The sequence below is a fragment of the Pseudochrobactrum lubricantis genome (genome assembly GCF_041929865.1).
Classification (GTDB): domain Bacteria; phylum Pseudomonadota; class Alphaproteobacteria; order Rhizobiales; family Rhizobiaceae; genus Pseudochrobactrum; species Pseudochrobactrum saccharolyticum.
In genome coordinates this window covers 18233-33055 of sequence record NZ_JBHEEE010000003.1, presented here as the reverse complement: position 1 = coordinate 33055, position 14823 = coordinate 18233, and the positions used below count along the sequence as shown (strand labels likewise).

At 51.0% G+C, this 14823-nt stretch carries 10 protein-coding genes; 8 read left to right on the top strand and 2 right to left on the bottom strand.

Translation table 11 applies throughout. The annotated features are described in order from the left end of the window. Positions 1-112 precede the first annotated feature (112 nt). From JNC80_RS07300 to JNC80_RS07280, 5 genes are all read left to right on the top strand, one after another. Positions 113-781, top strand: coding sequence for a protein-L-isoaspartate O-methyltransferase family protein (locus JNC80_RS07300; RefSeq protein ID WP_376709926.1), 669 nt, complete (start codon positions 113-115; stop codon positions 779-781). A 308-nt stretch (positions 782-1089) separates the two neighbouring features. Next, on the top strand, positions 1090-2454 hold the full coding sequence (locus tag JNC80_RS07295) for a TolC family outer membrane protein (RefSeq protein WP_028233836.1): 1365 nt from the start codon (positions 1090-1092) through the stop codon (positions 2452-2454). Between the two features lie 306 nt (positions 2455-2760). Beyond that, complete coding sequence (locus JNC80_RS07290) at positions 2761-3675, top strand: PopZ family protein (RefSeq protein ID WP_376709925.1); 915 nt, start codon at positions 2761-2763, stop codon at positions 3673-3675. A 276-nt stretch (positions 3676-3951) separates the two neighbouring features. Beyond that, positions 3952-6684 (top strand): valine--tRNA ligase, encoded by a 2733-nt coding sequence (locus JNC80_RS07285; RefSeq protein WP_225688002.1) that lies wholly within the window; start codon positions 3952-3954, stop codon positions 6682-6684. 555 nt (positions 6685-7239) lie between these two features. After that, positions 7240-8505: an OmpP1/FadL family transporter gene (locus tag JNC80_RS07280; RefSeq protein ID WP_225688004.1), complete on the top strand. Its 1266-nt coding sequence runs from the start codon at positions 7240-7242 to the stop codon at positions 8503-8505. Between the two features lie 82 nt (positions 8506-8587). Here the strand turns inward: JNC80_RS07280 and JNC80_RS07275 are convergent, their stop codons facing one another. Next, complete coding sequence (locus tag JNC80_RS07275) at positions 8588-9457, bottom strand: NAD(P)-dependent oxidoreductase (protein ID WP_376709924.1); 870 nt, start codon at positions 9455-9457, stop codon at positions 8588-8590. Positions 9458-9522: 65 nt separating this feature from the next. Continuing rightward, positions 9523-10452: a LysR substrate-binding domain-containing protein gene (locus tag JNC80_RS07270; protein ID WP_022711759.1), complete on the bottom strand. Its 930-nt coding sequence runs from the start codon at positions 10450-10452 to the stop codon at positions 9523-9525. A gap of 176 nt (positions 10453-10628) precedes the next feature. Between JNC80_RS07270 and JNC80_RS07265 the strand changes: the two genes are divergently transcribed. From JNC80_RS07265 to JNC80_RS07255, 3 genes are read left to right on the top strand one after another with little or no spacing between them, the layout of a single operon-like run. After that, entirely contained in the window at positions 10629-13076 is a 2448-nt protein-coding gene (locus JNC80_RS07265; RefSeq protein WP_376709923.1) for a GcvT family protein, read from the top strand. A gap of 39 nt (positions 13077-13115) precedes the next feature. Next, a complete protein-coding gene (locus JNC80_RS07260) occupies positions 13116-13865 on the top strand; it encodes an electron transfer flavoprotein subunit beta/FixA family protein (RefSeq protein ID WP_022711761.1) in 750 nt (249 codons plus the stop codon). Positions 13866-13880: 15 nt separating this feature from the next. Beyond that, positions 13881-14813, top strand: a complete 933-nt coding sequence (locus tag JNC80_RS07255; protein ID WP_376709922.1) for an electron transfer flavoprotein subunit alpha/FixB family protein — start codon at positions 13881-13883, stop codon at positions 14811-14813. The last annotated feature ends 10 nt before the right edge of the window (positions 14814-14823 follow it).

The window sequence follows — 14823 nt, the reverse complement described above, 5'->3', positions numbered from 1 at the left end:
ATGTTGCAGCAAATTTCAAATCCCGATCAGGCATTGCTGCCGTGGTCAGGTAAGCTGCAATGTGAGATTGAGATTATTACGTGCGTCAAACGCACAGGAAAGGTTTAGGGCTATGACAGCCGATTTCCGCGAGCTTCGTGTTAATATGGTTGATACGCAGATCCGCACGACGGATGTGACGGATCTTGCTGTTCTGGATGCTTTTCTGGCAGTTCCGCGTGAAGAATTTGTACCGGCGCACCGTCGTGAGCTGGCCTATATTGATGAAGATCAGCTGCTGGCAGAAACACCGGAAGGTGCGCGCTATCTGATGGAACCATCACCGGCAGCCCGTCTGGTGCAGCTCGCATCGGTGAAAAAGCAGGATGTGGTTCTCGATATCGGTTGCGGCACAGGCTATCTGGCAGCGGTTCTGTCGCAACTTGCAAGCTCGGTGATCGCTCTTGAAAGCAATGCGGATTTCGCCGCCACGGCTTCGGAAAAACTGCAGGCACTGGGTTGCGACAATGTTGTGGTTGTCAGCGGTGAACTGACTGCCGGCTACCCTAAAGAAGCGCCGTTTGATGTGATCATCATTGAAGGCGCAGTTGATTTTGTTCCTGAAGCTCTGCAGGCACAGCTCAAAGACGGCGGCCGTCTGGTTGCTATCGAAGGGCAGGGCAATATGGGCGTTGCGCATATTTATGTGAAAGAAGACGGTATCGTATCCCGTCGCGGCGTATTTAATGCTGCGGTGAAACTGCTGCCGGGCTTCCGTCATGCGGCCGAATTCGTATTCTGATACGCAATAAATTCTTTTCAGAAAGCCTGTCACGGATCTCCGCGGCAGGCTTTTTGTTTATTACCGATATTTAAGCTTAAAATCTCTGTGTAACCTGATATTGTCACACTCGTTGAAAACCACTATTTTTAGCCCGCCGCTTACAAAAGGGTAAAAATTGTGGCACACCAGAAATTGTTGTTTTGGCAACAATAACAATTTGTTTATTAATGAATTAAGCTGACGGGTGGAAAATCCGATTTTTACCCGTTATTAGCAAATGCCCGAATGAGTTTGGGAAATTTGATTCGAATTGTATGGGGTAAACCGTGGTCAATTTACGCAAACAGGTTTTAGCTGTTGCACTATTAGCGAGCACGGTACTCGCACCGGCTCCTGTCATGGCGGAAACGCTGTTCGGAGCAATGCAAAAAGCATATCACAATAATGCTTCGCTCAATTCATCCCGCGCCGGTCTGCGCGCAGTTGATGAAGATGTGGCAATTGCCAAATCAGGCTACCGCCCGACATTGAGCGGCACATATAAATATGGCCGCAGCCGTAACGGCACGACTGATATGTATTCGACAACAGGCGAGGTCGGCATTCAGCTGAACCAGACACTGTTCGATGGTTTCCAAACAAAAAACAGCGTGGCGGCGGCCGAAAGTAACGTATACGCCCAGCGCGAAAATCTTCGCAATGACGAGCAGAACCGTCTGTTCGAAGCTGTTCAGGCCTATATGGATGTTTATCAGAACCGCCAGATCGCTTCTCTGCGCCAGAAAAATCTGGCCGCATTGAACGAACAGGTTCGTGCAGCCAAAGCCCGTCTGGATGTTGGTGAAGGCACCCGTACTGACGTAGCGCAGGCCGATGCGCAGCGCTCCGCTGCTGTTGCGCAGCTCAATGCTGCTCTTGCCAATGTTAAATCGGCAGAAGCAGTCTACCGTCAGGTAACCGGCTCGGCGCCGGATAAATTGCAGGCCGCTAAGCCTGCCGGTAAATCGCTGCCAAAGAGCATTGCTCAGGCCTATGCGATTGCTGAAGCCGGTCACCCTGGTGTTAAGGCAATGCAATTTGCCATGGATGCTGCCGGTCATAATGTGAAAGCTAAAGAAGGTGCATTGCTGCCGACTGTCGGCGTAACAGCGTCCGCTTCGCATTCATCGGTTTATTCCGGTCTGCCAATGGCTGGTAACGGCAATTCCGCTTCGATCGGTGTTGGTGTTACTGTTCCGATTTATTCAGGCGGCAAAACATCTGCAACTGTTCGTAAGTCGAAAGAACAGCTTGGTCAGGCGCGTATTCAGATTGATGTTGTGCAGGATCAGGTGCGTGCTGCCGTGGCCTCATCATGGTCGCAGCTTGAAGCCGCAAAAGCGTCTCTCTCTGCTTATCGCGACGGTATCTCCGCAGCACGTCTCGCATTGGACGGCGTGATTGAGGAGCGCAATGTTGGTCAGCGTACAACACTTGATGTTTTGAACGCCCAGAATGATCTGGTCGATGTTCAGATCCAGCAGGTTCAGGCTGAACGCGATGTTGTTGTGGCAAGCTATGCTGTGCTTTCATCGGTTGGCCGCCTTACAGCACGCCAGATCGGTCTGCAGGTTGCAGAATATAAGCCTGAACAGCATTATGACGCTGTGAAAGATAAGTGGATCGGTCTGCGTACGCCGGACGGCCGCTAATCAGGATTAGATTCAAGCTTTTAAAAAGCGGCGCATAATGCGCCGCTTTTTTGTTTTCAGCTGACATTTCCGCGAGGGTTACGCGGCCACAATGACAGCAATAGTTAAAAATCACTTAAGAAATCTGTGTTTTACGCCGCAGCGGGGTCTGCAGGGATTCTCAAATCAGCAATGGTTCTGTATTTTAGAGCTAAGATTCGTTGAATTTTCAGACTGAAGAATTTTACGCTTTATTCTGCCGGAGAAAACTTAAGGCTAAACAAGCCGTTTCCGCAGATAAGCGACAGCCAAAGGATGCTGCACGATATGGCTCAGACTTCCAGCGCAACACGTGAACCGTCCATGGAAGAAATTCTGGCTTCCATTCGCAGAATTATTGAAGACAGCGATGTCACAAAACAGGCAACAGCTGATCTGACATCAGCTCCGGCTGCAAAAGCACAGCCTGAAAACCGCGCTGAAACAGTTAAAACCTCAGAACTGCCTGCAGAAGAAAAACGCGGGGAGGTTGCCCAGTTTCCCCGTGCTGTTTCTTCGGAAACAGCACAAACAAATAACCACGCTGTTTCTTCGGAAACAGCACAAACAAATAACCACGCTGTTTCTTTAGAAACAGCGCCAACTAATAATGCTGCTGTTTCGTCAGAAACCACAACTGCTGAAACTCAGCCTGCGCCTTCATTCACGCTGGATGCGATCTTGCGTGGCAGCATTCAGGAACAGGCATCACCATCACAAAAGCCGGAACTGACACGGGCTGAAATGCATGAGCGCAATGTTGCTCATGTGCGTATTGCGACGGTCAACCCGCCGGTGCCGCCGGTTGTTGTTGCCGCTACCGAACAACCTAAGAGTGATGCCATAAAAATGTCAGAGGCACTTCTTATGCAGGTTGCAGAAAAGCGGGTTGTGTCCATGACCCAGCCAGCCGCAAAAGAAGAGGTTGCCCCTGTGTCTGAAAAAGCATTTGAAACCGCTCCGCAAACTGTATCCGCTCCTGTACAGGACAAGTCTCTGATTTCAGAGGCGGCGGAAAAGCAGGTTGCAGCATCTTTCGGCAGTCTCAGTCAGGCTCTTATCGAAGAGCAGAAGCGTCTGCTCAATGAGAAAATGGAAGCTATGCTGCGCCCGATGTTGCAGGAATGGCTTGATACCAATCTGCCGCCGCTAGTTGAACGACTGGTGCGTGAGGAAATCGAGCGCGTCGTCCGCCGCGGCTGACGGAAAGAATGCTCACTTGCGGATTTACAGCCCCTTTACCACTGTAAACGGGGCTGTTTTTATGTTTAAAGCCATCCTATATAGAATACGGAAATACCGTGATTTGCAGTGTGAGGCACGCAGTTTTCCTTGATTCTTTGTTTCAAACTTGCTTTGAAACATATCACTGAGACTTGTTTGTACCGGATAGGTGGTCGGATCTGCTGCTGTTAAGGCAGGATTGAACGATCACTGCTTTCGTTGCGCCTGCCTTCATATAAAGAGACAGAGTTTTTTATGTTAGAGAAAACCTACGATTCCGCGGCTACCGAGCCAAAAATTGCTGATATTTGGGAAAAAGCGCAGGCTTTTAAAGCCGGTGCAGGTTCCAAGCCGGGTGCGGATCCGTTTGCTGTGGTGATCCCGCCGCCGAATGTCACCGGTTCTCTGCATATGGGCCATGCCCTCAATAATACCATTCAGGATATTATGGTGCGCTTTGAGCGCATGCGCGGCAAAAACGTGCTGTGGCAGCCGGGCATGGATCATGCCGGCATTGCAACGCAGATGGTTGTTGAACGCCAGCTGATGGAACGGCAGGAGCCGAACCGTCATGAGATGGGGCGTGAGAAATTCGTTGAGCGCATCTGGCAGTGGAAAGAAGAATCCGGCGGCCTGATTTTCAATCAGCTGCGTCGCCTTGGTGCGTCCTGTGACTGGTCGCGCGAACGCTTCACGATGGATGAAGGTCTGTCCAAAGCCGTTCTGGAAGTTTTCGTCACGCTCTACAAAGAAGGCCTGATTTATAAAGACAAGCGTCTGGTCAACTGGGATCCGAAATTGCAGACAGCGATCTCGGATATTGAAGTTGAACAGCGTGAAATCAAAGGTCATTTGTGGCACTTCCGCTATCCGCTGGAAGGCGTGGCTTTTGATGCGGAAAATCCGGACACTTATATTGTTGTTGCAACAACCCGTCCTGAAACAATGCTGGGCGATAGCGGTATTGCGGTTAATCCGGAAGATCCGCGCTATCAGTCCCGTATCGGCAAAAATGCCGTATTGCCACTGGTTGGCCGTGCGCTGCCGATCGTTGGTGACGATTATGCTGATCCGGAATCCGGCTCCGGTGCGGTTAAAATTACGCCTGCGCATGATTTTAATGATGCGGAAGTCGGAAAACGTAATAACTTACGTAAAATCAACATCATGTCACCTGTTGCTACCATTTTGCTTCAGGACAATGAGGACTTTGCGGAAGGCCTGACACCATCTGCTGAGCTGGATGCGCTGATTGAACGCTTCCACGATCAGGATCGCTTCAAGGCGCGTAAAGCCATTGTTGAGATGATGGAAGAAGGTGGCTATCTCGAGAAAATCGAAGACCACACCCACATGGTGCCGCATGGCGACCGCGGCGGTGTGCCGATTGAACCATTGCTGACTGACCAGTGGTATGTAAATGCTGCGGAAATGGCCAAGCCGGCCATTGCTTCTGTTCGTGAAGGCCGTACAGCGATTGTACCGAAAACATGGGAAAAGACCTATTATGACTGGATGGAAAACATTCAGCCATGGTGTATTTCCCGCCAGTTGTGGTGGGGTCATCAGATCCCTGCATGGTATGGTCCGGACGGTACAATTTTCGTAGAAAAGAGCGAAGCAGAAGCTCTGACTGCGGCTCAGAAACATTATGGTGAACCGACATCGCTGACCCGCGATTGCGACGTGCTGGATACATGGTTCTCCTCAGCGCTGTGGCCTTTCTCGACCCTTGGCTGGCCGGATAAGACACCGGAACTCGACACCTATTATCAGACAGATGTGCTGGTAACAGGTTTTGACATCATCTTCTTCTGGGTTGCCCGTATGATGATGATGGGTCTGCACTTCATGAAAGAAGAGCCGTTCCACACCGTTTATGTTCACGCTCTGGTTCGTGACAAGAACGGCGCGAAAATGTCGAAGTCCAAAGGCAATGTTATCAATCCGCTTGACCTGATTGATGAATACGGCGCGGATGCGCTGCGTTTCTCGCTGGCAATCATGGCCGCGCAGGGACGCGACGTGAAGCTCGATCCGGCACGTATTGCCGGTTACCGCAACTTCGGCACCAAGCTGTGGAATGCGACACGCTTTGCGCAGATGAACGGTGTGAGCCGCCAGCCGGACTTCAAGCCGGAAGATGCGAAACTGGCGGTTAACCGCTGGATTCTGACCGAGCTGACACGCGCGACGAGAGCCATTACTGAGGGCATCACAACTTACCGCTATAATGATGCGGCAAGTTCTGCCTATCGTTTTGTCTGGAACCAGTTCTGTGACTGGTATCTGGAACTTCTCAAGCCGATTTTCATGGGCGATGATGAAGATGCAAAGCGTGAAGCGCAGGCTTGTGCAGCATATTGTCTGGATGAAATCTACAAGCTGCTGCATCCGTTCATGCCGTTTATGACGGAAGAACTTTGGAGCCTGACAGCCGGTGAGGGCCAGAGCCGCGATACGCTGCTTGCCCATGCACCATGGCCTGATTTGTCCTTCGAAGATGCATCCGCAGCTGATGATATCAACTGGCTGATCGAACTGGTCAGCGGTATCCGCTCCGTTCGCTCGGAAATGAATGTTCCGCCGTCAGCACAGGCACCGCTTGCGGTTCTTGAAGCCAATGAGCTGACCAAAGAACGTCTGGTGCATCATGATGCGGCGATCAAACGTCTGTCCCGTGTTGCTGATATCAGCCTGTCTGATGCAGCGCCAAAGGGCTCTGCACAGCTGGTTGTCGGCGAGGCGACCTATTGCATGCCGCTTGGCAGCCTGATTGATCTTGGTGCGGAAATGCTGCGTCTTGAAAAAGAAAGCGGCAAGCTCACAGCCGAAATGGAGAAAATTGACAAGAAGCTCTCAAATGAGAAATTCGTTGCCAATGCCAAGCCGGAAGTTGTGGAAGCAGACCGTGCCCGTTTCGCTGAATTGCAGGAAGCACAGGGCAAAATTGCAATTGCCATGCAGCGCCTGAAAGATGCCGAATAAACCGGACTTTTAGAGACGTCTAAAGAACAAAAGCGCCCTCAAATCACACTGATTTGAGGGCGCTTTCTTTTGATGCCTCATTCAAACAGTAACCGGCAAATCAGACTGCGGGTTAATCAGATTGATTCTGTGGTTTATTCATAAATTTTACAACCATTTGATTTATTTATGTTTATTGAGTTTTGAAGTGAAATTCTGTAATGCGAATGCAGCATTTTTACAAACAATGATGCTGAAACTGATCTGCTGCATCACGTTTGAAATGCGCAGAACCGGTGGCGCGGTATAGGTTTCAAGAGGTGAAAAACGATTGTCTTTTTTGCGTGACATATTTGGCACAGCGCACGTTTTGAAGGCAAAATCAGGTCAAAACTGACGTTTTGGATGTGAATTTATACGACAACTCACAAAAAAACTGAGTAAGACGATCAAAAATCGGATTTTCGGTCGACTCTGTGACGAACCGGTGGTTCGTTTTCAACTTTCTTGTACTTGCAGAACCCATTCGGCATGTTACGCTCACGTCAAAATTAAGTATAAAAATTGAGGGACAATATGCTTAAAACTGCCTTGAAATTATCTGCCGTGTCGCTGGCATTGTCGGGGGGAATTTTGACCGCGCATGCCGGTGGTCTGGAGCGCAGTTCTCAGGATTTCGATATTTTATTTGAAGAAGGCAATGTGGTGGAAACCGGTGCGACTTTTGTTGCGCCGCAGCGTAAGCTGAAGAACATTCGCGGCAGTGTTTTTCCTGCCAATCCTGTTCCAAATCAGAATTTCGGCAAACCTTTCGACACAGAAGTTGACGAAGGTAAGACCTATTGGGTTCCGAAACTTTCGGCAAAAATCCAGCTGACTGATGAACTGGGCTGTGCGGTTCAGTATCGTGAACCATGGGGTATTGATACAGATTCAGGCATCAACAATGCCCGTATGTTCAGCGCTATTGAGCAGGAAATTTCTTCGCGCGATTATGGTCTGAACTGCGCCTATCGTTTCTCTGCCGGTGAAAAAGGCTTTTTCCGTATTCTCGGTGGCGTAAGCTATCAGGAGCTGAAAGGCCGACAGACAAAAATCTCCGGCGTACCGCTGGATCCAAACAATCCAAGAAACCTGACTTTCGCAAATAGTACACTGGATGTTGACGACAGTGCATTTGGCTGGCGCTTGGGTGCAGCTTATGAAATTCCTGAAATCGCTCTGCGCGCCAGTTTGGTTTATCAGTCCAAGGTCAATTATGATCTGGATGGCACCGTTGGCGTGTCTCTGATCGGTGCGCCTCTGAGCTTTATTACACCGGTCAACGGTAGTGTAGCCACACCGCAATCTGTTGAGTTCAAATTCCAGACCGGTATTGCTCCGGATTGGCTGGCACTTGCCTCCATCAAATGGACAGACTGGAAGAGCATTACCAAAATCGGTTTTGAAAACAGCGGCACAGGGCCGTTCCTCGGTCGTTTCCCTGTAGGCGCCGAAGTAACGTCTCTTGATCTTTACTACAAAGACGGCTGGACCGTTATGGGTGGTATCGGTCACAAATTTAACGATAAGTGGTCGGGTGCGGCAACTGTTACCTGGGATCGTGGTACAACAACTGGTCTGACCTCACAGACCGATGTCTGGCTGTTGGGTCTCGGTGCGAATTACAAGGCAACACAACATTTGGAATTCCGCCTTGCAGGTGCTGTCGGTATCCTGACCTCCGGTACTCTGGATAACACAACAAGTGCCCCTAATGGTGGCAGCCCGACTGGTTCCAAGGCTGATTTTGGCACCGATGTTGTCGGCGGCATGACACTTTCGGCCAAATACCGTTTCTGATCGTATGATCGGATAAAGAAAAGGCGCTGCGATTGTGGTGATCGCAGCGCCTTTTTATATGCGAAAGCAGGATTTTAGCGGTTTATTTTTCAAGGCGCGCGAGCAGGGACGATGTATCCCAGCGACCGCCACCAAGTTTCTGCACATCCTTGTAATATTGATCCACGAGGGCAGTCAGAGCGAGCGTGGCACCATTGCGATCCGCTTCTTCAAGACAGATTTTCAGGTCTTTGCGCATCCAGTCAGCAGCAAAGCCGAATTCATATTCGCCTTTAATCATTGTCGGTGTGCGGTTTTCCATCTGCCATGAACCCGCAGCACCTTTGGACAGCACATCAATCACGGTCTGAATATCCAATCCGGCACATTTACCGAAATGAATGGCCTCAGCCAGTCCCTGAACAATACCGGCAATGCAAATCTGGTTCATCATCTTGGCCAGCTGACCATTGCCAACAGCGCCCATCAAACCAACCGAACGGGCATAGGCAGAAATAACCGGCTTGGCTTTTTCAAAAACAGCTTCATCAGCGCCGCACATCACAGTGAGAACGCCATTCACAGCACCGGCCTGTCCGCCGGATACCGGCGCATCGATGAAATGGAAACCACGCTGGCGGGCTTCCTTGTCGAGTTCACGGGCAACCTCAGCGGAGGCTGTGGTATTGTCGATGAAGATGGTGCCTTTGCCCATGCTCTGAAATGCACCGTCTTCGCCAAGGGTGACTGAGCGCAAATCATCGTCATTACCGACACAGCAGAACACAAAATCCTGACCACGGGCAGCTTCGGCCGGTGTTGTAGCAAAACTGCCTTTAAACTCCTGCGCCCAGGCCTGTGCCTTAGCCGTGGTGCGGTTATAGACGGTTACTTCATGTTCGCCGCGTGTTTTGAGATGGCCAGCCATCGGATAGCCCATAACACCGAGGCCGATAAACGCAACTTTAGCCATAGTAACTCCCATTTAATCAATGCTCTAAAGATGTTGGATAAAGTAATTTCTAAAAGAGAAACCCGCTACGGATTGTTAAGCGGCAACTCCCGATGCATTTGCTCCAAAATCCAGTCACGGAATTTCTCTGTGCCGGACTTGATCTGGCGCGATGCCGGAGCCACCAGAAAAATGCTCTTTCCGGCCTTGTAGGAATTCTCCAGCGGTATAACCAGCTTGCCGCTTTCCAGATAGCTGCCGATCAGATGCCGCCAGCCGAGCGAAATACCCTGACCGTGAATTGCCGCCTGCATTGAAGCGAGATTATCGCTGAACACCACATCATGAGGCAGTTTGGCACTGGAAACACCCTGATATTCAAGCCATTCACGCCAGCCGATACGGGAGCGGTGCTTTTCTTCAAAATGCAGCAGGCGATGATTGAGCAAATCGGCCGGCGCATGAATAGGACCATGAGCAGCCAGATATTCCGGACTGCACACACAGACCGTTTCTTCCAGACACAGCTGCCATGAGCGCAAGCCTTGCCATTCGCCATTGCCAAGACGGGCGGAGAGGTCAATATCCTCTTCGCCGAGATCAATATAATCTTTCGGGCTTTCCTCAATATGCAGCGCGATTTCCGGATAGCGGTTTTTAAAATCTGCAAGGCGCGGCAGTAACCATAGCGAGATAAACACCGCCGAGAATGAGGCGCGCACAATGTCTTTTTGGTATTTTCGCTGCAGGGACGAAATCACCATATGCAGATGATCAAAAGAGGCCTGCACTTCCTGATAGAGCCGCTGTCCTTCCGGCGTCAGCTCCAGCCGCGCACTCTCGCGGCGGAACAGTTTCAATCCTGTCGATTCTTCAAGTAACCGTATGGTTTTACTCACCGCGGGCTGGCTGACATTCAGCTCTTTGGCAGCGGCAGTGAAGCTTAAACGCCGTGCTGCCGCCTCAAAGGCAAACAGGTAATTGGCGGAAGGAATGAGATTACGGAGTCTGTGCATAATCTGAAGTTATACCTCGGACTATTTTTTTACAAGATCACAAAGCATCTGCCGCATCCTATTGTGAGATCAAAATCAGCCGTAATTTTGCGCGCTGAGAAAACATGAAAACAGTCTGAGATCATTGCACTAAGGAGAGGTGCAACGGTCTTCATAAATAGTAATCGGGTGGAATTATGCAAACTTATGCACGGGTTGTGGTTGTCGGCGGCGGTTGTGTCGGGGTTTCCGTTCTCTATGCACTGGCCAAACGCGGCTGGACAGATTGTGCGCTGCTGGAACGCACATCGCTGACAGCAGGCTCAACATGGCATGCGGCAGGGCTTATTCCCTCTTATGCGCGCAGCAATAATGTCGGCCGCATGATTGCAAAAACCATTGAGATTTATGAAGGACTGGAAGCTGAAACCGGCCAGAATGTTGGCTGGCATAAATGCGGCCAGCTGCGTATCGCCAATACGCGCGACCGTATGGATGAATATAAGAGCTATATGGATGTGGCCGAAGCGCAAGGCACCAATGCCCGTCTGGTTTCGCCAAAAGTGGCTATGGAACTCTGGCCGCTGCTGGAAAACAACAAGCATATGATTGGCGCGCTCTATCATCCGGATGACGGACATATCGCACCGGCTGACGTGACCATGGCTATGGCCAAAGGCGCCCGCGATATGGGGCAGAAAATCTATCAGAATACGCAGGTCAACAGTTTTGAGCGCCTGCCAAACGGCGAGTGGAAAGTATCGACCAATAACGGCGATATTATCTGCGAACATATTGTTTCCGCGACCGGCAATTATGCCCGCCAGACCGGCGCATTGCTCGGTATTGATATTCCGGCAATCCCGATCCTGCATCAATACTGGATCACCGATGCGGTGCCGGAAATTATTGAGCGTAAAAAACAGGGTCTTCCGGAAATGCCGATCCTGCGTGATGAGGGCTTTGCCGGATATCTGCGTGAAGAGGGTGACGGATTGATGTTCGGCCCTTATGAACGTACCGAACATCTGAAACTCTTTGCCGTGGACGGTGTGCCGGAATGGTTCGGCGCTGATCTGGTGGAAGAGGATTTCGACGCGGTTGAATGGAACTGGGAAGTAGCCACAGATTATGTGCCTGCTCTTGCCCGCACCGGCATTAAAGCCAATGTGCGCGGGCCATTCCAGATGACTGCCGATGAATTGCCGCTGGCTGGCCCTGCATGGGATCTGCCGAATGTATGGCTTGCGGAAGGTGTGCCGGGCGGCATTCTCTGGGGCGGCACACTGGGCTTCCATCTGGCAGAATGGATCATCGACGGTGCGCCGTCCAAAGATATGTCGGAACTCGACCCGCGTCGTTTCTCCAATTATGCCAACAAAACCTGGACGCGCCACAAGGTGCAGGAAACATGGGGCACACACGCGGATATTAAATTTCCGGGTCAGACCATGCCTGCATCCCGTCCGCAGAAAACCGCGCCTTCCTATGACCGCCTCACCGAAATGGGCGCTGTATGGGATGTGCTGAACGGCTGGGAAATGCCGCAATGGTTTGCACCAAGCAAAGAGGAAGCTATTCCTGACCTGAGCTTCCGCCACACTCAGCGCGCGGCAAAATATATCCGTGAAGAAGTGACTGCGGTGCGTGAAGGCGTTGGCCTGATCGAAATGACACCGATGACCAAATTTGAGGTTTCGGGGCCGGGGGCTGAAAGCTGGCTGGACGGCATTCTCGCCAATAAGCTACCGAAGCTCGGACGTATCGGTCTTTGTCATCACCTGAATAAAAACGGCGGCGTGGTCAGTGAATATACGGTTATCCGCTTCAAACCGGATGCATTTTATCTGATCTCCACACCGCGTGGCGAACGGCTGAATTTTGATGAATTGTCAAAGATCCTGCCGGATGACCGCAGTGTTACGCTAACCAATGTCACCATGGAACGCGGTGCTTTCACACTTGTGGGGCCAAAAGCGCGTGATGTTTTGCAGAAGATCACCGAGGTTGATCTGAGCAATGCGGCTTTCCCGTGGATGAGCATGCAGACCGGCACAATCGGTCTGGCCAGCGATGTGCGGATGCTGCGCGTAACCTATGAAGGCGAGCTTGGCTGGGAACTCTATCATCCGATCGGTTATCAGCGTCATCTGCTGGATGAAATTCTCAAAGCCGGTGAGGAATTTGGTATCCGCATGGTTGGTCTGGCCGCACTGGAATGCTGCCGTCTCGATAAATCCTATCGCGCGATGTATCGCGATATGAATGCCGAGCTGACGGCTCTGGAAAGCAGTCTCGACCGTTTCGTCAAATTCGATAAAGGCGACTTTATCGGCCGCGATGCTCTCATCCGCCAGCGCGAAGAGGGGCTGAAGCGTCGTATTTGCACCATCACCATCGCCACAGATGGTGCCAGTGTGCAGATGAATGAGGGCGTTTATCACAATGGTAAACTGGTTGGCCGTATTACCTCCGGCGGTTATTCCTGCCATTTCAGCCATGATATCGCGCTTGCTCTGCTGCCGCCGGAATTAGGCAATCAGACCGGGCTGGAACTGGAAGTTCAGGTGCTGGGTGAATGGCGCAAGGCAAAAGTGGTTGAAGAGTCGCTCTACGATCCGACCAATTCGCGTTGCAAAATGTAATTTTAACAGTCTGATACATTGAATTGACAGGATAAAATCATGAAAGTTCTGGTCGCAGTTAAACGGGTTGTTGATTACAACGTGAAAATCCGCGTTAAGGCCGATGGCAGTGGTGTTGACCTTGCCAATGTTAAAATGGCGATGAACCCGTTTGATGAAATTGCCGTGGAGGAGGCGTTGCGCCTCAAAGAAGCGGGCAAGGTTTCGGAAGTGATTGTGGCTTCTGTTGGCCCTACCCAGGCGCAGGAAACACTGCGCACAGCACTGGCAATGGGCGCTGATCGCGGCATTCTGGTGAAGGTTGATGATGCTGTTGAGCCGCTTGCTGTTGCTAAAATCCTAAAGAAACTGGTTGAGGAAGAGCAGCCACAGCTGGTGATCGTCGGCAAACAGGCGATTGATGATGATGCCAATCAGACCGGCCAGATGCTCTCGGCACTGCTGGGCTGGTCGCAGGCAACCTTTGCATCCGAACTGGAGCTTGGTGAAGGCAAAGCCGGTGTGACCCGTGAGGTTGACGGTGGTTTACAGGCGATTGAAGTGAAACTGCCTGCAGTGGTGACTGTTGATCTGCGTCTCAACCAGCCGCGCTATGCATCGCTGCCAAATATCATGAAAGCCAAGAAAAAGCCGCTTGATGAAAAAAGCGCGGCAGAACTTGGCGTTGATACTGGATTGCGTCTCAAAGTTCTGAAAACCGAAGAGCCTGAAAGCCGGCAAGCCGGTATTAAAGTGGCTAATGTGCAGGAACTGGTTGCGAAACTGAAAAATGAAGCCGGACTGATTTGATAGGGAAATAAGATCATGGCAATTTTACTTTTAGCGGAACATGACAATCAGACCCTGTCAGAACAGACAGCAAAGGCGCTGACCGCAGCACTTACAATTGGCGGTGATGTGGATGTGCTGGTTGCAGGGCAGAATGCCAAATCTGCGGCTGATGCAGCAGCAAGCCTCAAAGGTGTACGCAAAGTGTTGCTGGCAGAAAATGCAGCACTGGAAAACCAGCTCGCAGAACCACTGGCCGATCTCATTCAGACATTGAGCGCGGATTATGATGTGATTATCGCTGCGGCCACAACAACAGGTAAAAATGTGCTCCCGCGTGTGGCCGCATTGCTTGATGTGATGCAGGTGTCGGACATTATCGAGGTAATTTCGGCGGATACATTCAAGCGCCCGATTTATGCAGGCAATGCCTTACAGACTGTGCAGGCGCTGGATGCTAAAAAGGTGATTACTGTGCGTACTGCCGGTTTTGCTGCGGCAGAAAAGGGCGGGACGGCTGCGGTTGAAAATATTGCTTATGCCAATGACCCGCAATTGTCGAAATTTGTTGAAGCAAAACTTTCTGGCGGTGATCGTCCGGAACTGACTTCGGCAAAGATCATTGTTTCCGGTGGCCGTGCGCTTGGCTCCGCAGAGAAATTTCAGGAAGTCATGCTGCCGGTGGCGGATAAGCTCGGCGCTGCCGTTGGTGCAAGCCGCGCAGCAGTGGATGCCGGTTATGCGCCGAATGACTGGCAGGTCGGACAAACCGGTAAAGTGGTCGCGCCTGATCTTTACATCGCTGCCGGTATTTCCGGTGCTATCCAGCATCTGGCAGGGATGAAGGACTCTAAAGTAATCGTGGCAATCAACAAAGACGAAGAAGCACCCATCTTTCAGGTTGCCGATTATGGACTGGTCGGTGACTTGTTTGAAATCATTCCTGAACTGGAAAAAGCGCTCAGCTAATTTTTCCATC

What these genes read in the sequence shown, in the direction of transcription:
- JNC80_RS07280 (WP_225688004.1), top strand. Translation starts at nt 7,240, where the DNA reads ATGCTTAAAACTGCCTTGAAATTATCTGCCGTGTCGCTGGCATTGTCG.
- JNC80_RS07300 (WP_376709926.1), top strand. Translation starts at nt 113, where the DNA reads ATGACAGCCGATTTCCGCGAGCTTCGTGTTAATATGGTTGATACGCAG.
- JNC80_RS07270 (WP_022711759.1), bottom strand. Translation starts at nt 10,452, where the DNA reads ATGCACAGACTCCGTAATCTCATTCCTTCCGCCAATTACCTGTTTGCC.
- JNC80_RS07290 (WP_376709925.1), top strand. Translation starts at nt 2,761, where the DNA reads ATGGCTCAGACTTCCAGCGCAACACGTGAACCGTCCATGGAAGAAATT.
- JNC80_RS07265 (WP_376709923.1), top strand. Translation starts at nt 10,629, where the DNA reads ATGCAAACTTATGCACGGGTTGTGGTTGTCGGCGGCGGTTGTGTCGGG.
- JNC80_RS07255 (WP_376709922.1), top strand. Translation starts at nt 13,881, where the DNA reads ATGGCAATTTTACTTTTAGCGGAACATGACAATCAGACCCTGTCAGAA.
- JNC80_RS07285 (WP_225688002.1), top strand. Translation starts at nt 3,952, where the DNA reads ATGTTAGAGAAAACCTACGATTCCGCGGCTACCGAGCCAAAAATTGCT.
- JNC80_RS07260 (WP_022711761.1), top strand. Translation starts at nt 13,116, where the DNA reads ATGAAAGTTCTGGTCGCAGTTAAACGGGTTGTTGATTACAACGTGAAA.
- JNC80_RS07275 (WP_376709924.1), bottom strand. Translation starts at nt 9,457, where the DNA reads ATGGCTAAAGTTGCGTTTATCGGCCTCGGTGTTATGGGCTATCCGATG.